The organism is Suilimivivens sp. (genome assembly GCF_037359455.1).
Classification (GTDB): domain Bacteria; phylum Bacillota; class Clostridia; order Lachnospirales; family Lachnospiraceae; genus Suilimivivens; species Suilimivivens aceti.
The window spans coordinates 20,072-43,464 of record NZ_JAXXXI010000050.1 but is presented as its reverse complement, the minus strand read 5'-3'; the positions used below and the strand labels follow the sequence as shown (position 1 = coordinate 43,464).

The window sequence follows — 23,393 nt, the reverse complement described above, 5'->3', positions numbered from 1 at the left end:
GACAATATACCGATAAGTCTATCTATTTTCATCGTTTCTTACACTCCATACATATTATACCTGATTCAACACGACAGCTATATGTCATGTTTATTATATCTGCGAAAAATTTTTCTGTATACAATAGAATGCACGCTCCGCAAACATTCTATTGTCATGAACAAAAAGCCTACGAACATCAGATTTTATTCCCAATGTCCGAAGGCTCAATAACATTAGTTGAATTTTCTCCATCCGATAAGCCAAGTTAGCCTATGATTCACTTGGAATCATCTGAAAATACTTCAACGCCTCTTCAATCGCTATTTCTTTTTCTTTTGGACATTCCTGCTGTCCGCCCTTCTCAGATTTTGGCTTATTATAGTTCTCTCTTTCTATAATTCCATGATTCTGCTTTATCTGTGCAATATACAGATTAGATACCTTCATCCCATCATTATGCTTTGCCACATACTTCTTTCCTCATAAGTAGCCTGTCTACGCTCCGCTTCGGTCCGCGCTGGGCAAAGGTCCCCTGGACCTTTAGCGCCTCTCAGCCGCCGTTAAATCCATCTCGTCCATGTCAAGTCTCACATTCACATGATGCTTCGCTTCGTGGAGTTTGGACAATAAACATACTGTCTCCACATGCACGGTCATTGGGAACTGATCCACCGCCCGCCACTTTTTCAGCTCATAGCCACCCTCGCAGAGGATCTTCAGATCTCTTGAAAGAGTCGCACTGTCACAGCTCACATATACGATCCTCTCCGGCTTCATTTTCAGCATGGTATCAAGACAGGCTCCGTCACAGCCCTTTCTGGGCGGATCTACCACGATCACATCTGCAAAGATCCCTTCCTGTCCATATTTCTCTGGCAGTACCTCCTCTGCCTTTCCTACGAAAAATTCTGCATTAGTGATGTGATTTCTTTCTGCATTCTTCCGGGCATCCTCAATGGCCTGTGGAATGATCTCCACGCCATAAACCTGCTTTGCCCTGCCGGAAAGGAAAAGAGAAATCGTTCCAATCCCGCAGTACAGATCCCAGACCGTTTCCTTTCCGGTAAGTGCTGCATAGGAAAGTGCAAGGCTGTACAGCTTCTCTGTCTGAACAGGATTGACCTGATAAAAGGACAGTGGAGAAATAGAAAAGGTGATCCCCTGATCTGTCAGTGCAAAATCATGCAGGACATCCCTTACATGGATCGTGTCCTGTATCCGGTCATTACCCCAGATCGTAGTGACCTCCCCTCCCATGATGACATTCGTTTTTTCAAGATTATGGCTTAAGGAAATACTGGTCATTCCCGGTATCTCCTGAAGGAGCCGGATCAGGCGATCCTGAAAGGGGAGTTGCTTTCTGCTGTTGATCACAAGGCACACCATCAGTTCTCCGCTGGTAAAACCTTTTCGGATCAGTATATGTCGGATCAGCCCCTTGTGGCTCACCTCATCATAAGCCGGAACATGATTTTCCCTCATATAGGTAAGAACTGCCTGCAGGATCACCTGATTCTCTTCTGCTCCGAGATAACATTCTGTATTTTCAATGATACTGTGTGTTCTTCCCGCATAAAATCCAGTCACCGGCTCGCCATCCTTGTTCTGTCCCACCGGATACTGAGCCTTATTACGATAACGGAAAGGACATTCCATTCCCACAACAGGCTCGCCCGTCTCATCTACCAGCTTCTCCGAAAAGCCTCCGATATGAATCAGCTGATCACGGACCTTCCTCTGCTTAAAGGCAAGCTGTTCCTGATAATCCATCGCCTGGATCTGACAACCGCCACACTGTCTGTACAGCTTACAGGGCGGCTCTGTACGCCAGTCAGAAGGCTTCAGGATTTTTTCCACCCTGGCATAGCCATAGTTTTTTTTGACCTTGGTAACCCTTGCCAGGATCCGGTCTCCGATCACAGTGTCCTTGATGAAAAAGGGATAGCCGTCTACCTTGCCTATCCCTTCTCCATCATGACTTATATCTATAATTTCTGTTTCTATAGTGTCATTCTTTTTAAAGCTGTTTTCTCTGTTTTTCACGCTTTTCTCCGCCCTGTTTCTGCGTTATTATGGCTTCCTGCTATTATTCCATTCTGGTTCCTGTCAAATTGGAATCAAACAGTCTGTTGAAGCCAAGCCATCCGTTATTATCCTTGCTGTTTTCCAGAATCTCAGTAAAGGTCTCCATCTTGGCATCCGTATTATCTGCGAGGTTTAGCGCCATGGCTTCCATGATCGCAGGTTTCTTTGGCGAACCAAATTCATATTCCCCATGATGCGCAAGGATACAGTGCTTCAGTTCATTCGCCAATACTTCTGGGAAACCTGGGATATTCCGCACCTTCTCACCGATCATTTCCACACCGATCACAATATGACCAAGGAACTGTCCTGCGTCGGTATAGTCATTTTCCGGGAAAAGAGAAATCTCTCTGGTCTTTCCCATATCATGACAGATTGCTGCTGTGATCAGCAGATCTCTCTTTAACAGTGGATATGTACTACAATAATAATCGCAGAGCTTTGTTACACCGAGTGTATGCTGAAGCAGGCCTCCCACAAATCCGTGGTGCACCGTTTTGGCTGCGGATGACTGCTTAAAGGCACTGATAAACGCCTGATCCTTTACGAAAAACTCCTGGAGCAGCTGCTTCAGATATGTATTTTCCACTCCGTTAATATAAGAAAGCAGCTCCTGATACATTTCTTCTCTGTCGAACCTGCTGACAGGCAGATAATCCGCAGGCGCATATTCACCTTCCTGACACTTACGGATTCTTTTGACATTGACCTGCAGCACTCCCTGAAAGCTGGTAATATCTCCATACACCTCGATATAATCCAGGGAATCAAATTCTGCGATACCTGCATTATTGGGATCCCACACCTTTGCGTCTATGGTTCCTGTTTTATCCTGAAGTACCACTGTATCATAAGGCTTTCCATTCTTTGTTACCGCCGAGATCTTGTGTTTACAGAGGTAAATATCAAACACTCTGTCACCGTCTTTATAATCTTTAATATATTTCATTTCTACTTTGCCCTTTCCTTTTGTTCATGATTTTTCTCTTATCGGGTTCCCAACGTTACGGGAAGCTCCATTTCCGTATAGCCTTCCGGTCCCTGACGAAGCAATGTCAACGTCATAGTTTCTTCCGGCTCCATATCCATCATACCATTGATCAGCTCCTGATAACTGGTAACCTTGGTATCTCCAATTCCGGTGACCACATCTCCGCTCTGTATACCTGCCGCCATTGCCGGCGAATCCATGTCTATTTCCATGATATAGGCTCCATAAGGTACGTCGAGTTCCTCATGCACCTGCAACGTCACATCTGCACCATGGATACCAAGATACGGAATATCCTTATCATTTGACATTCTCTCGATCAGCTTCCGGAGATCCGTGATCCCTATAGCACTGACCAGATTTCTGGTATCACTGCTGTTATGGGAGGAATCTATGATACCTATTACCTGCCCGCTTAAATTCACAAGAATGCCCGTGGCAGAAGAGCTGCCGTAAATATCAGTAGTGATCCATTTATATCTGGAATCAGGAAGATCGACCGTACTGCCTGCAGAGGTTACAAAGCCGTAACAGACAGACCCGGCAACACCCGCAGGCTGTCCAAGTGCAATAACCGGGTTTCCTATGAGGTTGCTTCCGGCAGATGTTCCCAGCTTAACCGGCTCTGCAGCCTGCAGCGTTGTCCTCTTCATAGTATTTTTTTCTACTGCAAGAATAGCCAGTCCTGTATTACTGTCCTTTTTTTTCAGTTCAGCTTCATATTCCAGTTCATCGCTGAATGTGATTTCCAGAAGCTCTGCGTCTTCAACAGCTGGATAATTCGTCAGAATCAGAAGTTCTTTTCCATTATCTGCTATGATCACTCCGGCAACAGATCCCTCATTTTTATATACATTATTAAACCAGTCCACATCTGAGGTAATTCCAACCACTGTCACCATGGAAGACTGCACACTCTTCGCAACTGCCGCCAGTGAATCGTAAAGCGATGTATAATCCTCGACACCTAGCTTCATCTCGGAAAGCACCTGGGCGATCTGCTCATCTTCCAGTACCGGTGTCACAGGTTCCGGGGACATTTCGGAATCATCTGCGATCATATCCTCCGGCAGGATCTCTTCTGACTCTTTCTCTTCCACGAGTACTACAGTAGACGGCTTTTCTTCTGGATAAAGGCGGTTGCTTATGACCGGTTCCAGAAGAAGAAAGGTCAGACACGCTACCAGTCCGAAGATCACAGCCATAGCTGCTGTGATAATTGTTTTCCTTATCAGTTTTTTCCGGTTTAAGGGACGCTGCTTGATGGTCTCTTTCAAAAAATCCGTTCTATCCTGATTCTGCTGTTCTTCCATACAGATTTCTCCTTATTCCTCTTCCCTTTTCTCCTCTTTAAAAGCAAAGAATCTCTGACCAAAGTAATTCAATATTACAAACAGTCCCATGCCACATACCATGGCGATATTGTCCTGCCATTCTGTGGAAAGTCCGCTTAAAAGAAGCAGGATCAGCTTCTTTGCACCACCATATGCGATCAGATAACACACGGTAATGTTTAAAATGAATTTAAGGATGACAACCGGAGATTTACTTTTATTTTGAAAGGTAAAATATTTATTCAGGAAATAGCTGCATATGCTGCCTACTATATAATTGGCTGCAGAAGAAATCCAGTATGACAGATGCAGCAGATTGTAAGCAAGAAACATGACAGCCGTCCCTACGACTGTATTGACAACACCTACCAGTACAAATTTCAGGAAGGTTATATCCAGTTTACCTTTCAGCTTTTCGATCACGTCTGTATCCTCTTTTCCATATATTCTCACATGATAACAGTATAAAATTTTACAGCCCTTTTTGCAAGAAAGAATCCTGCAAGCAGGATTCTCCACCTAGAACGGGTCATTTCCGATGACATAAAAAAGCCTGAGGATCACAGATCCTCAGACCTTACTTAACTATAGTCGGGGTGACGTGATTCGAACACGCGACCTCTACGTCCCGAACGTAGCGCTCTACCAAGCTGAGCCACACCCCGATTTCATACGACATTAGCTATCATACAATTTTTAGACCAAATTGTCAATACTGAAAACCTGCTATTCAGATGCAATTCGGCATTCAGAGAAATCCGCAGAAGCTCTGTTTTTAAAAGCACGGCAGATGAACTGCTCCTGCAGCTTCCTGCCATGCTTTTATTTCAGGCGGATCAGTGCTTATTCTGTCTCCTGTTTATGTAATCGATCAGCATCTCAGCAGTTACATCTTCTCCAAGCTTACTGCTGTTAATAGATACATCATAATTACGGGAATCACCCCATTTACCCTTACAGTAATAATTGTGATAATTCTTCCGCTTCTTATCCTGACGAACCATAAAGGTTTCTGCCTCATCCCTGTTCATTCCATAAATACGTACGACACGGTCAACCTTACTCTCCCAGTCACCGAGGATGAAAATAGAGATCGTTCCAGGATACTTCTTTAATACGTCTTCAGAGCAGCGCCCTACCACCACGAAGGATTCTCCGGATTCTGCTTTTTTTCTCAGGTAATCAAACTGCATATTGGCAAGGTTCTCTTCCGCAGAATTGGAATAACCCTTAACAGTTCTTGTCATAAAGAGATTTCTTGGAACCTCATCATACTTCTCAAGGTTCTTTACCTCTACGCTTTTCTCATTGGCAATCTCCTGCAGAAGGTTCTTATCATACAGATTCAGTCCATAGTGCTTTGCGAGAATCTCTGCGATCTCATGTCCGCCTGAACCGAATTCACGTCCTATAGAAATAATAAGCTGTTTTTCCATTGATGCTGCCTCCTTTTATAAGTATCTTACAAAGATAAATAACATGGAGAATAAAACTACCATAATGGTTGCAGGTGCAACTTCCTTACAGTACTTGCCCCATCCAATAGGATGACCATGCTTGGCTGCAACAGCAGTACCAACAACATTCGCAGATGCACCGATCGGTGTTGCACTTCCACCGATATCTGTTCCCATGGAAAGTGCCCATGCCAGAGTGGAAAGGTCTACACCCTGTGCTACGGCAAGACTCTTGATAACAGGAATCATGGTTGCTGCAAATGGTATATTATCTACAAAGGCACTGGCAATAGCGGAACCCCAGATGATAATAGCGATCATCAGCTTGATATTTCCTCCGCTGACTTTGGCGATCAGACCTGCGATCACTTCCAGCACACCAGTCTGCTCCAGACCACCTACTACAACAAACAGTCCGACAAAGAACAGCAGCGTCTTGTAATCTACCTTTTTCATCAGCTCTACAGCTTCCTTACCAGATGTGACCAGTGTCAGGATGGCTATGCCAAGTCCGATGGTTGCAACGGTAAGTCCTGTCTGTGCATGTGTTACAAGAAGAACTACTGCAAGTGCAAATATAATGCAGCTGATGGTAAAGCTCTTCTTATCCCTGATGGCTGTTTTGGGATCCGGAAATGCGGATGTATCTACAGTTCCGTCACTACGGAGCTGCTTATGGAATACGAGGAAGAAATAAATCACGGTAAGTACCAGTGCACAAATAACGATCAGTCCCGTATTACTGATAAAATCTCCAAATGAATATCCAAGGGATGTTCCGATAATAATGTTCGGGGGATCTCCACACATGGTAGCCGCTCCACCCAGATTCGCACAGAAAATCTCTGAAAGAATCATAGGTACCGGATTAAATTTCAAAAGCTGTGCCAGCTCTACTGTTACTGCTGCCAGGAACAGTATAACGGTAATACTGTCAATAAACATAGCCAGAATACTGGACATAACCATAAAAGTAATGAAAATTGCTACAGTCTTGTAATGAACAGCCTTAGCCAGTCTCATACAAAGCCAGCGGAAGAAGCCTGCATTACCCATACCCTCTACCATGATCATCATACCTGCTATGAAGATAATGGTTGCCCAGTTGATGCCACTGGAGGTCTCAGCCGCTTCACCAGCCTGATACCAGAAGGTTAAAGTTCCAATCTCCTTAAAATTTAACGTATTGATCACTGCTGACATACTGTGCATACAGACACCGAATACCAGCACCAATGTCAGTAATCCACTCAGCAGTGTTACGATATGTCTTTCCAGCTTCTCTGAAATGATCAGCAGAAACATGACAAGAAATATCACAGTTGCAATAATTTGTGCCATTTTCTCTCCTCCTCCTTATAATCTCGGGTGATTATAACACCTAACCCTGAGTGATTCAAGAATTTGACACAAAATTTTTATATTTTCTTCACACTTCTGAACTTTTTATAAAACGCTGTCGATTTTATCGGCAAGATCTGTCTTGCTGACAGCTCCTACAACATTTGCTTTTACCTCTCCACTCTTAAATACGATCATGTTGGGAATGGACATGACCCCATATTTCTGGGCCAGATTCATATTTTCATCTACATTGCACTTGCCAACCTTGCATTTTCCCTCATATTCTGCTGCAAGCTCTGCTACTACCGGTGCCATCATTTTACATGGTCCGCACCAGTCAGCATAAAAATCTACCAGAACCGGTATATTGCTTTTTACAACCTCTTCCTCAAAATTCTGCTCTGTGATCTTCAGTTCCATCAAAATCTCCTCCTTTTTCTTATTATAGTTATATGGTTATCTGTTAGTATCGTTTTATCTGTAAATAATATACTTGCAGATAGGATTCCCTATACTGGAAAATTTTTCCTCATATTCTGTCATGACATTTCCCTGCATCAGTCTGTCATCATGGTGCAGATCATAGGTACATTCCTTTATCTTCCAGCCTGCTTCCGGTACCTCTTCTACTGCAAAGTCAAACAGGTCACGGTTATCTGTCTTAAACTCCAGTACGCCATTCCCCTTCAGGAACTCATCATATCTTGCAAGGAACTGTCTGGACGGCAGTCTTCTCTTGGCATGCCTGTCCTTGGGCCAGGGATCTGAAAAATTCAGGTAGATCCTGTCAATCTCATCTCTTCCGAATACCTCTGTGATATCCTCGGCGTCCATCCGGACAAAGCGGAGGTTTGGAAGCTCCTTTTCCTCCATCTTCTGGATAGCACGAAGCAGGACACTGGAATATTTCTCAATACCAATATAGTTAATATCCGGGTGCAGAGATGCCATTTCATAAAGAAATCTTCCCTTCCCCATGCCGATCTCTACATGGATCTCATGGTCATTGCCAAATACCTGCTGCCAGGCACCTTTATTTGTTTCCGGCTCATGGATCACAAAGACGCTGTCTGCGATCGCTTCCCGTGAACCCGGTACATTTTTTAAACGCATAGCCTTCTCCTGTCTTTATCTGTTTACCTATATTTTACCTTATCTTTCCTTTTCCTGAAAGCATATTTCTCAGAACAATTTATTAAAATATGATAAATCTTTTCAAAACAGTTCAGCTTTCAGTGTAAATAGTGTAAGATAAGAAAAGAAAAAGGAGAGTTCCAAATGAGACATAACAGGATTTATCAGGCAGGCACCTTTTTTTTGTCTGCTTTTTTATATGTAACAGCTGCCATGACACCCATCACCGCTCTGGCTGCCCCGGCTGACCTGAACGAGGCTGCTGCCCAGCAGGAGGAGCGTCTGACCCTTCCCATACAGAGCAATGAGATTGAAAACTGGCCGGAGGGTCCCGCCGTCGGCGCAGAAGGCGCCATCGTGCTGGAAGCCAATACCGGTGTGGTTCTCTATGCCAAAAATATCCACGAGAAGCTTTATCCGGCAAGCACCACCAAGCTGCTTACCTGTCTGATCGCTGCCAGAGAATGCTCCATGGACGAGATCGTGACATTTTCCCATGATGCTGTCTTCGGTATCCAGCAGGGCAGCTCCAATATCGGGATCGATGAAGGACAGGCTATGACTATGGAAGAGTGTCTGTACGGTATCCTTGTTGCCTCCGCCAATGAGGTTGCCGCTGCCGTTGCCGAGCATGTGGCAGGAAGCCAGGAAGCCTTTGCCGATATGATGAACGAGACTGCGAGGGAGCTCGGCTGTCAGGATTCCCATTTCGTGAATCCTCATGGACTGTTTGATGAAAACCACTATACCTCTGCCTATGACCTTGCCATCATTGCGAAAGCCTTTTTCCAGAATGAGCTTCTGAGCAAGATCGGCAATACCCCAAGGCACCACTTTGCAGCCACTGCTGACCAGCCAGATGACTTTACCGTACGTAATAAGCACCAGCTTATTAACGGAGACACTCCCTATGAAGGAATAAAGGGTGGCAAGACCGGATATACCGATGAAGCAAGGCAGACCCTCGTCACCTGTGCCGAACAGAATGGCTTAAAGCTGATCTGTGTGGTCATGAAGGAGGAAAGTCCGGAACAGTTTAATGATACCGTCAGACTTTTTGACTATGGTTTCAAAAATTTTACCGTGACTAACGTAGCAGAAAACGAAACACGATACAATATCGATGAAACCGAGTTTTTCCATACCTCCTATGATATTTTCGGGAATTCCAGTCCGATTCTTTCCTTAAATAAAGACAGCTATCTGATCCTGCCAAAGACCGTCAGCTTTCAGGAGCTGACCTCGGAAATCTCCTATGATGTATCCGGAGAAAATGAAGTTGCTGCCATTAATTACTATTATGAGGATACCTATGTTGGTACAGCCTCTGTTGACCTGGCAAAAGCTACTGCCTACTCTTCCTATGATTTTGACAGCGCACCCATTACACCTGCCAAAACAGAGCCAGTAACCAGTGGAATGGATAATACCATCTTCATTAATATCAAGATCGTACTCCTGGTCATCATTATCCTGGCAGCTCTGACTATTCTGGTCTTCGTGATCCGGGATCTGCTCATTAATTACAGCTTTTCCGGAAGCTCACGTTCTGTCAGCAGGAAAAAATACTGGACCCGGAAGAAACATGGCAGAAACCGCCGTTCTTCCGGATCCAGAGATATTCATTTCTGATGAGATGCCTGCTTTTTCTTTTTCTGTTTGCGGTGTTCCTTGGCTTCCTCTCTCTTATCCTGGATCTTCTGACATTCTTCTTCAGATATGAATTTTGAAGTCTTCACAATATAAACACCGTCATTTTCTGTTTTACGGATCCGGATCTTTGATTTCATGCTGCCATGCACCGGACAGACGGCCACGCTGTAATAATGCTTGCCGTTTGGCGTAAACCACCGGATCTTTTTACGGATATTCCTATGACAGAGATAGCATTTGGTGCTGATCACCTCCTTATCCTCCAGCGCCTCCTGCTTATCCGCAAATTCCCTCGAAATATACTTCATATAATCATGGAAGAAGACATGGATCTCTTCCTCTCTGGATGCAGGAAGCACAAAGGTATCAATGGAATAGTTCTCCAGCACCTCTTCCGGCAGAATCTCAAGTATCTTTGCCGTATAGTAAGCATCACTGAAGGCCCGGTGAAAAGGAATATCCTTCTCTATCTCCAGGAAATCAATCGCGTATTCCAGACTTCGTCTGGACTTGCGGTCCTCATAGGCAATACTGAACAGCTTCTGTACATCCAGAAATTTAAGAGGACCTGTGCTTAGCGGCTCCATTTTATAATAACGCATATTTCTCTGTAATTCGTACAGATCAAGCGGTCCCCAGGTGCAGTAGATCACATTCCTCCCACTAAAGGCAAGAAACTCCTCCATCACCTCCGGAAAAGGACACCCCTTTTGCAGATCCTTCATATGAAGATGGATGATCTTACTGGTAATAGCATGCATATGCTGATAGATCGCCGGCTTTACAAGCTGATTGAACTCACTGATCATTTTCCGTTCACTGCTCAGCAGGATCGCACCCATATCGATAATTTCAAAAGGGATTTCCTTTACCTCGGGCTCTTCCCCTGTATTACTCTGGTTCCACTCCAGATCAAGCACAACATAGTTCATTTCATTCGTTTCCTTTATAAAGATGGATCTATTTTACCACAGAACTGCTTCCCTACCAACCCACTTTTATGCTGTGCTTATTGTACCTGCCCCTGCTGGCGCACGGTACCTCCGTTTTTGATCTCTTTCGTGGCACTTACCACGATCATGGTATCTCCATCCAGTGCCCCGGTTATGGCAGCATAATTCTCATTCTGATCCTGCACTGTCACGTTGATCTCCTCAATATAAGACTCCTCTCCGAGGATCCCTTCCCGCTGCTTCACCGCATATACATAATTTCTTGTATTTTCCGAATGCAGGGCATAAACAGGAATACAGAATGGAAACTTCTCCCCTGCATCTGAAGCAGTCAGGGTTCCGGACTGTCCCGGTATCCCTTCTCCTTCTGAAAGAGGGATCAGAATTTCATAGCTGCCATCTCCGGAAGCACTTTCACCAAGATAGGTGACCGTCGTCTGAAATTCACTTTCTCCTTCCAGCTTTACCGTGACGAAATCCTTCAGGCCCACATGCTTTTTCTGCTCCCTGCTGATCAGGATCTTTAACTGACAGGGTACCGTATCATCTGAAAGCCGCAGCACGGCCGTATCCCCGATCCTCTCTCCCGCAGATAGAGAAACTCCTGTGACCACACCGCTTCTTTCTGAAAACACCTGTCCCTCCTGCTGCAGGACCTCCCGATAAACAGAAAGGCTGTCTGAAAGCTTTTCCTTTTCCATGGAAAGCTCTGTCAGCTCGGAAGACGAGGCTTCTGGAAGAAGCGCATCCTCTACCCTTCTTCCTGCATCTTTTACGGCTTCATCCCGTTCCGCTTTCGTGTCTGCCTCCGCATAGGCAGCGCTCTGCAGCGCCGCCTTCGTTTCCTCGTCCATGCCTTCTTCTCCGTCTTCCTCTGCCTGAACATAAGCTTCTGCGGCTCTTCCCACTTTCGTATCCTGGATCCGTGCCGTGGTATCATAATCTTCTCTGGCCCGTGCAAGCTCAAGATCCCGTTTCTGCTGTGCCAGCGCCTGATTTTCTTCTATGGATGCCATCTGCACGGAAATTCTGTCGATCTCCTGCTGCTTTGCATCTATGATCTCCTGCAGATCTGTCAGGTCAACCGTAAAGAGAAGATCTCCTTCCTCCACTCTGTCACCTTCCCGTACAGAGATCCCGGAAAGCCGAAGACCACTGACAAAGTTCACCGGAATTTCCCCGCCGGCAACTACAATCCCCTCTGCCTCCACCTTATGTTCTACATATTTGCTGTCCGGCTTCTGCACGGTGACCATGGGAAGCTGATAAGCATACACTGCCCGGGAAATCAGGGTACACAGCCACATGATACCAAGAAATATGATAAATCCTGTAAAAATCTTCCGTTTCTTTTCTTTCATAACCTCACTCCTTCAGTCCCGCATATACGATCCCCTGCTCCAGATCATCATGGAAAAGCCCGAATACAAAAAGCACCGGGATCAGCATGATCACACTGCCGCAGAAGGCTGTCGCTGCCTGATTCAGACTGATCTGCGGCAGATACAGGGACAGGGGCCACAGGGATTTGTCGTCCAGAAATGCCATAGGCTGCTCGATCAGATTAAAGCATTCCAGAAATCCAAGGATCAGTGCCGAACAGATCCCGCCCCTGCCAAGAGGAAGCCCTATCCGCAAGAACAGTCCTGCTTCCCCGGCTCCGTCTATCCTCGCCGCTTCCAGCATGGCCTGCGGGATCGCCGAAAATCCTCCGTAACATAAGAATACCGGGAACGCTGAAAAAACAGCCGGCAGGATCACCGCCCACTGTGTATTCATCAGATGCAGCCTGGTGAGAACCAGATAACTGGAAAGCATGGTCACCTGAAACGGGATCAGCATCAGTACCGTATACAGGGAAAACAGCAGCCTGCTGCCCTTCCCCTTATAGACTGCAAATCCAAAAGCCGCCGGAACTGCCACAAGAAGCTGCCCTGCCAGCACTGCCCCTGTCATCCTCATACTGTTCCAGAACAGCGCAAAAAACTGTGGTGTCTCCAGAAGCAGCTTTTCATAATTCAGGAATGTGGGATAATCCGGTATCGCCGTAAAGGAAAAGCTTCCTTCTCCGGTAAATACCGGCATCAGTCTTTCCCTGATCTCCTGCACATCCATCAGTGACCCTGTCAGAAGCAGAAACAATGGCAGAACCGTTACAAGCGCCGGCAGCAGTAAAAGTGCCAGGATCAGTAATTCCTTTCCTCTTTTTCTCATCACTTACTCCTCTTTTTCCTTCCATCTGCCCTGCAGCAGCCAGATACCGGAAAGCAGTACCAGAAACAGCAGTACCGAAGCCGCCGCCATCTTGGAAAACTCCAGATTCACAAACCAGTTGTTAAACAGGTGCTGCAGCAGGTAAATACTTCTGTCAGGATAAGCTCCGGCTGTCAGATAGGCCTCCCGGTAGATCTTGAAGGAATTCAGGAAAGACAGGATCACAATAGTAAAAAATACATTTTTCAGTCCCGGCAGTATGATATAGCGCACCCGCTGAAAGCTTCCTGCCCCGTCCACCATGGCCGCTTCCAGGATCTCCTTCTGGATCCCCTTGATCCCGGCAAGCCACAAAATCACCGTATATCCTGTATTTTTCCAGAGATAACACAAAAGCAGTACCAGAAATTCCTGCCCGGTTAAATAATAGCCGATCACTTTCCAGACGATCACAACGACTGCTGCCGGCAGGGCATAAGGCAGGAGATACAGCGGTTTCAATATCTGTGCCTTTCCTGATCCGCTGAACAAAAGAGCGATCAGAAAGCCGCAGATCAGCAGCAGCGGGATCCCGGTCAGGGTAAACCGCAGTGTATTTTTCACTGCCAGCAAAAAGGCCTGATTGGCAAAGATTGTTTTGTAATGGGAAAATCCGGTAAACTGTCCGGTCACCTCTGTCATAAAGGACCGCCTGACCACATCTCCGAAAGGGATCACGGTAAAGAACGCCGTTCCGATCAGACTGGGAAGAAGAAAGCATAAAAATGCTTTCTTCTCTCTTCTTTCCCGTATGCTACTCCGCCATATAAATGGCCAGCTTTTCCCTGATATTTCTGACTGCCTCCTCTTCATCACAGCTTCCTTCCAGATATTTCTTTCCCTCTTCAAATACGGCCGTTTCCAGTGTCTCATCTTCCAGATAGGGAACTTTGACCTGCTCTATCAGCTGATACAGGCTGTTTTCTGCTTCCTCATCGGGCCAGTAGACATTCAGAGTGGCCTCCAGCCCGTCAGCATTGCCTACGGACATCATGCTATAAACTACATCTCCGTTTTCATCCGGTTCCTGATCCTGCAGCCAGCTTGCATTTCTGCCTGCCGCAAAATTTTCTCTCAGGCCGTCTTTATTAATGGAAAATCCACTGACCTGCCCCTGATACTTCACAGAGAAAAACATCCGTAAAAAGTCAAGTGCCTGTTCCTGATTCTTCGATCCTGCACTGACAGAGACCAGCGTCTGTGGTATAAACACATCACTGCTCTGCCCGTTCATCGGCGCAAAGGTAACATCTTCAAACCCGTCTACCTTTTTTACTGAGGTAAGCATTCCATAATCATAGGTACCGTCTACCATTCCCATCTCTGCCAGGCTTCCGCCGCCAAGGTAACTCATCTCATCCAGTCCGCAGAATGAAATATTGGCTGCCCAGTTTTCTCCATAGTCAGCGACAAAATACTCATTGTACATATCAAAATTTTCCTGTCTCTGCGGCGTCATGCTCTTCATCTGTGCCTCATAGATCCTCTTTGTCTGTACCAGAAATTCTTTTATCTTTTCTTCATCCAGCGTACTGTCTTCTCTGATCCATGCCGGTGCAGAAACCATCGCAAAACACTTCATTACCGCTACCGGAGAATACATATAAGGCTGGAAAATCTGACTTTCCGGATTTTCCTGCTGCAGCTTTTCAATAGCATCTGCTGCCTGTGTCAAACCCTGGCCTGCCTCTGCTGCCCACTGTCTTCCAAATACCATGGGAAGATTGATCGTACATGGTAGCGTATAAATCCCACCATCCTGCTTCATTGCTTCTATGACATTATCAAAGAACTCTGCATCCTGTTCCATATCAGCAACAGTATCTGTCAGATCCAGCAGAAGTCCTTTTTCTATATAGGAAGAAAGCGGCATTCCATCCATGATCAGAATATCCGGTCCCTGTCCTGCCAGAATCTGTGTATTCAGCTTTTTCAGGGCATCCTCTTTGGTTACGGAGCTTCCCTCCTCCATTCCGATTTCATATTCCACATAAACATCTGGGTTATTTACCTGATACTCCGTTATTGCTGCCTGCATATAAGTATCTTCTGAAAGGCTGTATGCCTTCAGCTTCACAGACGGTACAGAGGCAATATCTGGATCATACACAAAATGCACGACAATACCACCGCTGAAAACAGCCAGAAATTCCTGATTATCCAGCTCCACCATGCCACACAGGCCATAGGATGGGGAACTGAGCCTTGAGAGGCTTCCGTCAATGACCTGTTCTACAGCACCTCCGCCGATCACATGTCTGTGAAGTCCTTTGGTACCGGCCAGGTAAATCACACCGTCTTCTTTTCCCTGAAACAGATACAGATCAAACCAACTGCTTCCGTTAAAGGACCTCTGTCCGTAGTATTCTTTTACAAAATCTGCCAGCACAGTATCCTCTACATACGTATCCGCCTTAAGGTCATACAAAAGCGGTGCCTCATAATCATAGCCATCCATGATCATCAGATCTCCGGCAAAGGAAAGCATTCTCGGCGCATCCTCATCTATAGTCAGAAAAGGCGTTCCTTCCGTTTCTCCCTTCTTTACCCGGTAAAGCGTATGGGTGCTGACCGATGCAAAGTAGCAGTCGCCCTCCGGAGAAATCCACACATTTCTGGCATACTCATCCTCTGACAGCGGCAGTGTCAGTTCTGTCGTCTCTCCTTCCGGAGAGATCACTATATATTTGATATATTTCCCAAACTCGTCTACAGACTCTTCTTCCGTATTGTCATCGTAGATCACAGCAGTGGTTCCATCCGCATTCATCTTCAGGTCCATCACATAATGCTGTTCTGCATTCAGTTGATCCACAACCGGTATCTCATAGGTATGAAAGCTCTGTCCCTGATCTTCCGATATCAGAGAACTGTCAAATTCGTTAAGTATTACGATATTTCCATCTGAAAGTGTCAGCATCTGACAGATATTTCCCTGCATCATATCCTCTAAAGACAGCTCTGTTTCCGTATACCTTCCCATGGCAGTACTGCCTGAGCCATCATCTGTCTTTCCATTTCCTGCTGTGCCTTCTGTATTTTTCAAGGTGCCGCAGCCACTAAGCAATAGCATTCCGGCAAGCAGAAGACTTCCTGTTTTTATCCATCTTTTCCTTTTCTTCATGAAAAAGCACTCCTTTTCGCTGTTTGATTTTCTGTCTCACAGCATAACAGCCCTTTCTCTAATCTGCCTCTAAGATTTCTGAAGATATCTTAAGATCATTCAAAAAGGATCCACCGGATCCTTTTTTCATATGCATGGCAATTTTAAAGAAAGCTTACAGATTTCTGTGGTATACTTTTTAATAGAATACTTTTATGAGGGAGAATCCATGAGAATTTTACTTGCTGAAGACGATGAAGAATTAAACCGTGCTCTGTGCTTCCAGTTAAAGGCACAGGGCTTTTCTGTAGACACCTGTCTGGACGGAGAAGAGGCTCTTTTCTATGGAGAACAGAATATTTATGATGTGATCCTGCTTGACCGCATGCTTCCTCATATGGAGGGAACTGCCGTCCTTTCCCGGCTTCGCAAAAAGGGTGTGCTGGCACCGGTCATTCTGATCACTGCCCTTGGCACACTGACTGACAAGGTGACCGGATTAAACCTGGGCGCTGATGACTATCTGGTGAAGCCCTTTGCTTTTGAAGAACTGCTGGCAAGGATCCACTGCGTGGCAAGGCGGCCAAGGACACTGGAAAATACCCGGAACATTTCCTTTCTGGATCTTACCTTTTATCCGGAAGAATACCGGCTTTCCGGCCCTTCCGGAAGCTGCACCCTCTCCAGAAGGGAGGCTGCCCTGATGGAAACCTTCCTCCGCAGAAAGGAACAACCCCTTTCCCGGAGTTCCCTTCTGCTTACTGTCTGGGGGCCGGACAGCGATGTGGAAGAAGGAAATCTTGACAACTATATCCACTTTTTAAGGAGGCGCCTTACTACTGTAGGCAGCAGCCTTTCCATTAAAACCCTGCGTGGCTTTGGCTACTGCCTGAAGGAGAAATGAGGTTCCCATGTTTCAAAAGGTACGAATCCGTCTTACCCTGCTCTGCAGCGGCATCATCACCCTGCTGATCATCATCATGTCATTTCTGTATCTCCGTATTTCAGAAAATAACCTCTACCGGAACCAGTTTTATTCCTTCCAGAATGACAGCAACACCATCATCACCAATCTGGAGCAGCAGTCTGTCATCACCATGGAATGGCTCTCCAAAATGGAAGCCCAGGGAAACTATCAGTTTTATCTGCTGGATAACGGACATCCCTTTCTTTATAATACACTGCATGATGCGGCTCCTGCAGAAAACCGGGCTGCTTCTTCATCAGCTGGCAATACTTTCATGTCCAAAAGCAAGACATCTTCTGCTCTTTCTGACATCTTTGAAGAGGCGTGGGAGTATTATGAAAGCACGCTGCCCCAGGATTCTTCTCTGGAAGAAACATCCTCCCTATCTCCCTATACGGCATGGCACCAGACTTTTTCCTTCACAGATTCCGGGAAAAATGATTACTTCTGCACATTGATCACGCTGGAGCGGAACACCTCACAGCTTCAGATCATGATCCTTTCCTCTCTGTCCGGCCTTGAAAAGCAGATCCGGGAACAGCGTTTTTTCTTTCTGCTGATCGATCTCTTTACCATATTCCTGCTTTTCCTGTTTTCCTTTTTCTTCACGGGAAAGCTTCTCGCTCCTATTGAAGAAAGCCGCAAAAAACAGCTTTCCTTTGTGGCTGCCGCTTCCCACGAGCTGCGCACCCCGCTTTCTGTCATTCTTTCCAGTCTGGAATGCTGTCATCAGGCCTCTCCGGATGAAGTCGCGGGCTTTCTTGCTACGATTGAAAAACAGGCAGCCCTGATGAAAAGCCTTGTCAATGACCTGCTCATCCTGTCTGCCTCAGACAGCGGGCAACTTGTACTTTCCAGAAGCACTGCCGAACTAGACACTCTGCTGCTTGATACCTTCGAAGCTTTTGAGCCGCTTGCCGCCAGAAAATCGATCACCATGTCCGTTTCCCTCCCGGAAGAAGCGCTTACGCCTTATTCCTGCGATGAAATGCGCATCCGGCAGGTACTCTCGATTCTCATTCAGAATGCCATCAGCTATACTCCGGCAGGCGGACATATCCACCTTGCTCTTTCTGTCAGAAATCATCAGTATCTTTTCTCTGTGGCCGATAACGGTCCTGGCATTGCCGATGCTGACAAAGAACATATTTTTGAGCGCTTTTACCGGGCTGAAAAATCCCGGAATACCAAAGGCCATTTCGGTCTTGGGCTTTCGATCGCCTGTGAAATCGTAACTGCACACCACGGACACCTTTGGGTTACTGACACAAATGGCGGCGGGAGTACGTTTTTTATAGGTCTTCCCTGTTGAAATTTCATATGTTTTCCTTTATAATATTGAAGATATTATCTGCTGTTACAATGCTTTTTTACGGTTTCAGAACGTACTCCATCACACAGCAGAAAGCAGTACACCCGGAGGTAGACCTACATCATGAACAGATTCAGACAACTTGCAGCAAAAATGGCCACTATTTTACTGACTACAGTACCCTTGCTTACAGCAGCAGTTCCCCTTTCCGCACAGGCTGCAGAAGATATCTTATCTGACAGGCTGGAATTACGAATATGTCTATGCTTCTTTTTCAGAATGTTATACCATGCTGGCTAATGGAGAAATCGATCTGTTCGGTAACGTTTCCTACACTCCTGAGCGGGCAGAGCTCTTTAATTTTTCTTCCTATCCTCAGGGAAAAGATACCTACTGGCTGTATGTAAATAAAAATCAGTCCTCTCTGGCTGATGGTGATGTTGATGCCATTGTGGCGCCGGACCTTGCCACAGACTATGACTATCTCGCTATCTCCAGTATCGGCTACAGTGAATTCTATTGATATCCGTACCCCGATGAATGCAATTATCGGTTTCACTGATATCGCCCTGAAAAATGAGCCGGCTCCTGAAGTAAAAAGTTATCTTGAAAAAGTTAAACAGATCTCTGACTATCTGCTATCCCTGATCAATATCATAAGCAATGCCGTAAAATTCACCCATGATGGTGGACGCATTACTTTTGAAACCTTCCGTAAACCCGGAACTGCCCCGGACAATATCATATTCGGATACCGTATTTCTGATACCGGCATCGGCATGAGTAAAGAATTCGCTTCTCATATTTTTGATGAATTTTCACAGGAAAACTCCGGTGCAAGAACACAATATCAGGGAACCGGCCTTGGCATGGCTATTACCAAACGATATGTGGAACTGATGGGCGGTACCATTACCGTAGAAAGCACTAAGGGCAAAGGTACAACCTTCACCGTGGAGCTTCCTTTAACTCTAGCAGACCCTATTGAAAAAAGGGAAGCGTATACGGCTCCTGTCCAGAAAAGAACAACTGATCTTCACGTACTCATGGCAGAAGACAATGATCTGAATGCTGAAATCGCAACTATGCTGCTGGAAGATGAAGGTATGCATGTGACAAGGGCAGCAGACGGCTGTGAGGTAGTGAAAATGTTTAAAAGTCATCCTGCCAGTACCTATGATGTGATATTAATGGACATTATGATGCCCAGGATGAACGGCTATGAAGCAACAAGAACTATCCGTTCACTTTCTGATCGTCCTGACGGAGGCACGATTCCGATCATTGCCATGACAGCCAATGCCTTTGCAGAAGATGTTGTGAAATGTAAAGAGGCCGGGATGGACAGCCATCTGCCGAAGCCCTTTAAGGCTGATCAACTGATAGCATCCATCATCGCCCCTAAAAATTAGAATATTATATTAATCTAAGTATAAAAAAGGGTTACAGCTGCTCAATAAATGCCTGCGCAAGCTGAATCCATACCGTAGTTTCCGGCTGCAGATTCTCCTCACAGGAGCAGGTGAACCGGTTTCCAAGTCCAAGACCATGAGCCCCCTTCGGGAATATATGTAACTCTACCGGAACCTTTGCCTTGCAGAGTGCAGTTGCAAATAACATAGAGTTTTCCACAGGAACCAGTCCGTCCGTAAAGGTATGCCACAGAAATGTGGGTGGTGTATCTTTGGTAACCTGATTTTCCAGAGACATTTTCGCTGAAAGTGTCTCTTCTTTATTTCCAAGAAGTGCACGGAAGGAATCCCTGTGTGCAAATTCTCCGGAAGTGATCACCGGATAGCTGAGGATCAGACCGTTTGGTTTTAACAGACTTTCATCCCCGCCAGCCACTTCATTTACCAGAAATTCACTGTTCCAGAAGCAGCCAAGACTGGCTGCCAGATGTCCTCCTGCTGAGGATCCCTGCACCAGAATTTTATTCGGGTCAATATGCCACTCTTTCACGTGCTTACGGATCGTTACCATGGCGCTTGCCAGCTCCAGAAGTGCAGCCGGATATCTCGCCGGTGCCACACTGTAATTCAGAACCGCCGCATGGTATCCCATGGCATTGAACTGCATGGCAATAGGCTCTCCTTCCCGTACGGATATATTTTCATAACCGCCGCCCGGGCAGATCAGTACAAGCGGCCGCTCCGTGAAAACATAACAGTCCTCATAGTCCAGAATATAAGTGGTCAGCGTGGGAGTCCCAATACTGCCTTCTACTGTCATATCGATTGTTTCGTGTATCATGTGATTCTCCTTTTCTTTTATTCCCTGTCAGATCATGAATCTTCCATTCACGATCCGGATTCTTTTTGAATATGCAGGGCAATCAGGAAAAGCTGCCCTGCGGCAGCTTCCCCCAAAAACCATATTCTTTATTTATTCTGCATCACTGTCTCATCATTCCTGCCTGTGCAGACTCCTTTAGAAAGTAACAGTCAGATCTGCATTTCCGGAAAGGAAAATGACAGTGTCCTTCTTATCAATCTTTACTTCACCCTGTGAAACAGAGATTGCGATCACATTTACCAGTCTGATCCTGTAAACCTTGTCACTCTTTACTGCGATCTGGATCTGATTGCCGTCTCTCTTTGCTGTCATGGCGATCTCCTCTGTCTTATCCATGCCATAAACGACCGCCTCTGCACTCTTTCCATCCTTCAGTGCATAGAGACGAAGCTCTGCATCATCACCATAATCATAATCCGGCTTGTCATCATGTGCGCCCATTGCTACAATGGAGTTTTCCTTTACCATAAGCGGAATGCTCAGGTAATCACACTTCTCTGTAAACCAGCCGCAGCCTTCCTTCTCTTCTCCTGTAAAGAAGTCTGTCCAGGTTCCCTTCGGCAGATAATACTCTGCAAGGCTCTGGTCATTAAAGACCGGTGCTACTAACAGGTTGTCGCCAAGCATATACTGCTTATCTACATAGTGACAGGTCTTATCCTCTGTGAATTCCAGCACCATACTTCTCATGGTAGGAACACCGCTTATAGAAGTTTCGATCGCTGTCTTGTACAGATAAGGCATCAGGCTTGCCTTTAATCTGGTGAAGAATCTTACAACATCTACTGCCTCATCATCATAAACCCACGGTACTCTGTAGGAAGAACTTCCATGGAGTCTTGAGTGGGAAGAGAGAAGTCCGAATGCTACCCAGCGCTTGTAAACATCAGCGGTAGAGGTATTCTCAAATCCTCCGATATCATGTGCCCAGAAGCCGAATCCGCTCATCAGCAGAGACAGGCCGCCACGAAGGCTTTCTTCCATGGATTCATAATCTGACCAGCAGTCACCGCCCCAGTGTACCGGGAACTTCTGACCGCCAACAGTTGCAGAACGTGCGAAGAGAACAGCCTGTCCTTTTCCTCTCTTACGCTCCAGCAGCTCATAAACACATTTATTGTAAAGGTAGGTATAGTAGTTGTGCATCTTCTTCGGGTCAGAACCATCGAAGTAAACAACATCCTCAGTAGGGATTCTCTCACCAAAGTCTGTCTTAAAGCAGTCAACACCCATATCAAGCAGTACTTCCAGCTTATCCTGATACCACTTGTAAGCGTCAGGATTGGTGAAGTCAACAAGTGCCATACCCGGCTGCCACATATCCCACTGCCATACTCTGCCATTGGTTCTCTTAATGAAATAACCCTTCTCCATACCTTCATCGAAGATATCAGATTCCTGGCCAATGTAGCTGTTGATCCATACACAGATATTCAGACCTTTGTCCTTGATTCTCTTTAACAGTCCTGCAGGATCAGGGAATACTCTGCTGTCCCATACGAAATCGCTCCAGTGGAACTCCTTCATCCAGAAGCAGTCAAAGTGGAAGGTTCGTAACGGAATGCCACGATCCAGCATACCATCAATAAAGCTCATAACTGTTGCTTCATCATAATTGGTGGTAAAGGATGTTGACAGCCACAGTCCGAATGTCCAGGGCGCCGGAAGGGAAGGCTTACCTGTCAGATCTGTATATCTGGTCAGTACTTCCTTCATGGTAGGTCCATTGATCAGGAAATAATCCAGATAACCGCCCTCTACGGAAAACTCTGTTCTGGTCACCATCTCGGTCGCTACCTCGAAGGATACCTTTTCAGAATGATTTACCAGTACGCCATATCCCTTATTTGTAAGATAAAAAGGAATATTCTTATAGGACTGCTCTGTGCTGGTGCCTCCATCAGCATTCCAGATATCCACGCTCTGTCCGTTCTTTACAAAGGGAGTGAATCTCTCACCCATACCATATACAAGCTCTCCGACAGATAAGGAAAGCATCTGTCTCATATAAGTTTCTTCGCTGTCTGTATAATTATAAGCAAGTCCCTTGAAATCTGTCTTCATCAGTGCCAGGTCACGTCCTGCACTTCTGGTTATCATCTCACCATTTCTGTAGTAAGTCATGGACCAGTTCTTCTTGGTGATCACAAGTGTAAGCTCACCACTTGCAATGCTGATCTCTTCCTCACTGTCCTTAACGTCAAGAGGCAGCTCTTCATTCATCTCCAGTTCGAAGGAAGGTGTATCTACAACCTCTCCCTTATAATGATAAGTCCGGACCCTTAAAATTTCCGGTGCAGGAGATGTGATCTCCAGTGTCAGATTTACGCCCCCCAGAGTATCTCCTCTTGTAACAATATGAGTAGTTGGAGCACAGATTGTAACCTTTTTCTCTTCAATCTTTGTGAAATAAGCTTCTGCAGGAGCAAAGCAGCTGCATCCTTCCTTTTGTAACCAGCATCCATTACTGAATTTCATGTTTTTACCCATTCCTTTCTGAAAAAATAGATTCTTTTCCTCTGACAGGCAA

The 23,393-nt window shown here is 45.8% G+C and carries 21 protein-coding genes and 1 tRNA gene; 5 read left to right on the top strand and 17 right to left on the bottom strand.

Features of this window, described 5'->3' with window-relative positions; genetic code table 11:
• Positions 1-252 precede the first annotated feature (252 nt).
• The 10 genes from WJQ40_RS10635 to trmB form a co-directional block, all read right to left on the bottom strand.
• Positions 253-450 carry an RNA methyltransferase gene (locus WJQ40_RS10635; RefSeq protein ID WP_337540031.1) on the bottom strand — a complete coding sequence of 66 codons (198 nt, stop codon included), beginning with the start codon at positions 448-450 and terminating at the stop codon, positions 253-255.
• Between the two features lie 72 nt (positions 451-522).
• Complete coding sequence (gene rlmD, locus WJQ40_RS10630; protein ID WP_337540029.1) at positions 523-2,025, bottom strand: 23S rRNA (uracil(1939)-C(5))-methyltransferase RlmD; 1,503 nt, start codon at positions 2,023-2,025, stop codon at positions 523-525.
• A 43-nt stretch (positions 2,026-2,068) separates the two neighbouring features.
• Positions 2,069-3,016, bottom strand: a complete 948-nt coding sequence (locus WJQ40_RS10625) for an HD domain-containing protein (protein WP_262574273.1) — start codon at positions 3,014-3,016, stop codon at positions 2,069-2,071.
• A gap of 38 nt (positions 3,017-3,054) precedes the next feature.
• Positions 3,055-4,371 (bottom strand): S1C family serine protease, encoded by a 1,317-nt coding sequence (locus WJQ40_RS10620; protein WP_337540025.1) that lies wholly within the window; start codon positions 4,369-4,371, stop codon positions 3,055-3,057.
• A gap of 12 nt (positions 4,372-4,383) precedes the next feature.
• Positions 4,384-4,815: a GtrA family protein gene (locus WJQ40_RS10615; RefSeq protein ID WP_337540023.1), complete on the bottom strand. Its 432-nt coding sequence runs from the start codon at positions 4,813-4,815 to the stop codon at positions 4,384-4,386.
• Between the two features lie 168 nt (positions 4,816-4,983).
• Positions 4,984-5,057: transfer RNA gene (locus tag WJQ40_RS10610), tRNA-Pro, on the bottom strand.
• A 171-nt stretch (positions 5,058-5,228) separates the two neighbouring features.
• On the bottom strand, positions 5,229-5,828 hold the full coding sequence (locus WJQ40_RS10605) for a cytidylate kinase-like family protein (RefSeq protein WP_118798793.1): 600 nt from the start codon (positions 5,826-5,828) through the stop codon (positions 5,229-5,231).
• A gap of 15 nt (positions 5,829-5,843) precedes the next feature.
• Positions 5,844-7,190 carry an SLC13 family permease gene (locus tag WJQ40_RS10600; protein ID WP_337404281.1) on the bottom strand — a complete coding sequence of 449 codons (1,347 nt, stop codon included), beginning with the start codon at positions 7,188-7,190 and terminating at the stop codon, positions 5,844-5,846.
• Between the two features lie 105 nt (positions 7,191-7,295).
• The gene (gene trxA, locus WJQ40_RS10595; protein WP_118798795.1) at positions 7,296-7,613 is read right to left on the bottom strand and encodes a thioredoxin; all 318 of its coding nucleotides are present in this window, start codon (positions 7,611-7,613) and stop codon (positions 7,296-7,298) included.
• A gap of 54 nt (positions 7,614-7,667) precedes the next feature.
• Entirely contained in the window at positions 7,668-8,306 is a 639-nt protein-coding gene (gene trmB / locus WJQ40_RS10590) for a tRNA (guanosine(46)-N7)-methyltransferase TrmB (RefSeq protein ID WP_337540017.1), read from the bottom strand.
• Between the two features lie 165 nt (positions 8,307-8,471).
• Between trmB and WJQ40_RS10585 the strand changes: the two genes are divergently transcribed.
• Positions 8,472-9,959, top strand: coding sequence for a D-alanyl-D-alanine carboxypeptidase family protein (locus WJQ40_RS10585; protein WP_262574279.1), 1,488 nt, complete (start codon positions 8,472-8,474; stop codon positions 9,957-9,959).
• Here WJQ40_RS10585 and WJQ40_RS10580 read toward each other — a convergent pair.
• From WJQ40_RS10580 to WJQ40_RS10560, 5 genes are all read right to left on the bottom strand, one after another.
• On the bottom strand, positions 9,950-10,912 hold the full coding sequence (locus tag WJQ40_RS10580) for a 3'-5' exonuclease (protein ID WP_337540013.1): 963 nt from the start codon (positions 10,910-10,912) through the stop codon (positions 9,950-9,952). The genes WJQ40_RS10585 and WJQ40_RS10580 overlap by 10 nt on opposite strands.
• Positions 10,913-10,989: 77 nt before the next feature.
• A complete protein-coding gene (locus WJQ40_RS10575) occupies positions 10,990-12,294 on the bottom strand; it encodes a biotin/lipoyl-binding protein (protein ID WP_337402751.1) in 1,305 nt (434 codons plus the stop codon).
• A 4-nt stretch (positions 12,295-12,298) separates the two neighbouring features.
• Entirely contained in the window at positions 12,299-13,147 is an 849-nt protein-coding gene (locus tag WJQ40_RS10570) for a carbohydrate ABC transporter permease (protein ID WP_337540010.1), read from the bottom strand.
• 3 nt (positions 13,148-13,150) lie between these two features.
• The gene (locus tag WJQ40_RS10565; protein WP_118798801.1) at positions 13,151-13,999 is read right to left on the bottom strand and encodes a sugar ABC transporter permease; all 849 of its coding nucleotides are present in this window, start codon (positions 13,997-13,999) and stop codon (positions 13,151-13,153) included.
• On the bottom strand, positions 13,941-16,310 hold the full coding sequence (locus WJQ40_RS10560; protein WP_337540006.1) for an extracellular solute-binding protein: 2,370 nt from the start codon (positions 16,308-16,310) through the stop codon (positions 13,941-13,943). The genes WJQ40_RS10565 and WJQ40_RS10560 overlap by 59 nt, the downstream gene beginning before the upstream one ends.
• A 208-nt stretch (positions 16,311-16,518) precedes the next feature.
• Here WJQ40_RS10560 and WJQ40_RS10555 point away from each other — a divergent pair, with 208 nt between their 5' ends.
• The 4 genes from WJQ40_RS10555 (at position 16,519) to WJQ40_RS10540 (ending at position 19,980) form a co-directional block, all read left to right on the top strand.
• Positions 16,519-17,193, top strand: a complete 675-nt coding sequence (locus WJQ40_RS10555; protein WP_118798847.1) for a response regulator transcription factor — start codon at positions 16,519-16,521, stop codon at positions 17,191-17,193.
• Positions 17,194-17,200: 7 nt separating this feature from the next.
• On the top strand, positions 17,201-18,568 hold the full coding sequence (locus WJQ40_RS10550; protein ID WP_337540003.1) for a HAMP domain-containing sensor histidine kinase: 1,368 nt from the start codon (positions 17,201-17,203) through the stop codon (positions 18,566-18,568).
• 217 nt (positions 18,569-18,785) lie between these two features.
• Positions 18,786-19,091 (top strand): transporter substrate-binding domain-containing protein, encoded by a 306-nt coding sequence (locus WJQ40_RS10545; RefSeq protein ID WP_337540037.1) that lies wholly within the window; start codon positions 18,786-18,788, stop codon positions 19,089-19,091.
• Positions 19,078-19,980, top strand: coding sequence for a response regulator (locus WJQ40_RS10540; protein WP_337540000.1), 903 nt, complete (start codon positions 19,078-19,080; stop codon positions 19,978-19,980). The genes WJQ40_RS10545 and WJQ40_RS10540 overlap by 14 nt, the downstream gene beginning before the upstream one ends.
• 31 nt (positions 19,981-20,011) lie before the next feature.
• Here the strand turns inward: WJQ40_RS10540 and WJQ40_RS10535 are convergent, their stop codons facing one another.
• Together WJQ40_RS10535 and yicI are read right to left on the bottom strand one after the other, a co-directional pair.
• Positions 20,012-20,821, bottom strand: coding sequence for an alpha/beta hydrolase (locus tag WJQ40_RS10535; RefSeq protein ID WP_118798806.1), 810 nt, complete (start codon positions 20,819-20,821; stop codon positions 20,012-20,014).
• A gap of 177 nt (positions 20,822-20,998) precedes the next feature.
• Positions 20,999-23,341 carry an alpha-xylosidase gene (yicI, locus tag WJQ40_RS10530; RefSeq protein ID WP_337539994.1) on the bottom strand — a complete coding sequence of 781 codons (2,343 nt, stop codon included), beginning with the start codon at positions 23,339-23,341 and terminating at the stop codon, positions 20,999-21,001.
• Positions 23,342-23,393: the final 52 nt, after the last annotated feature.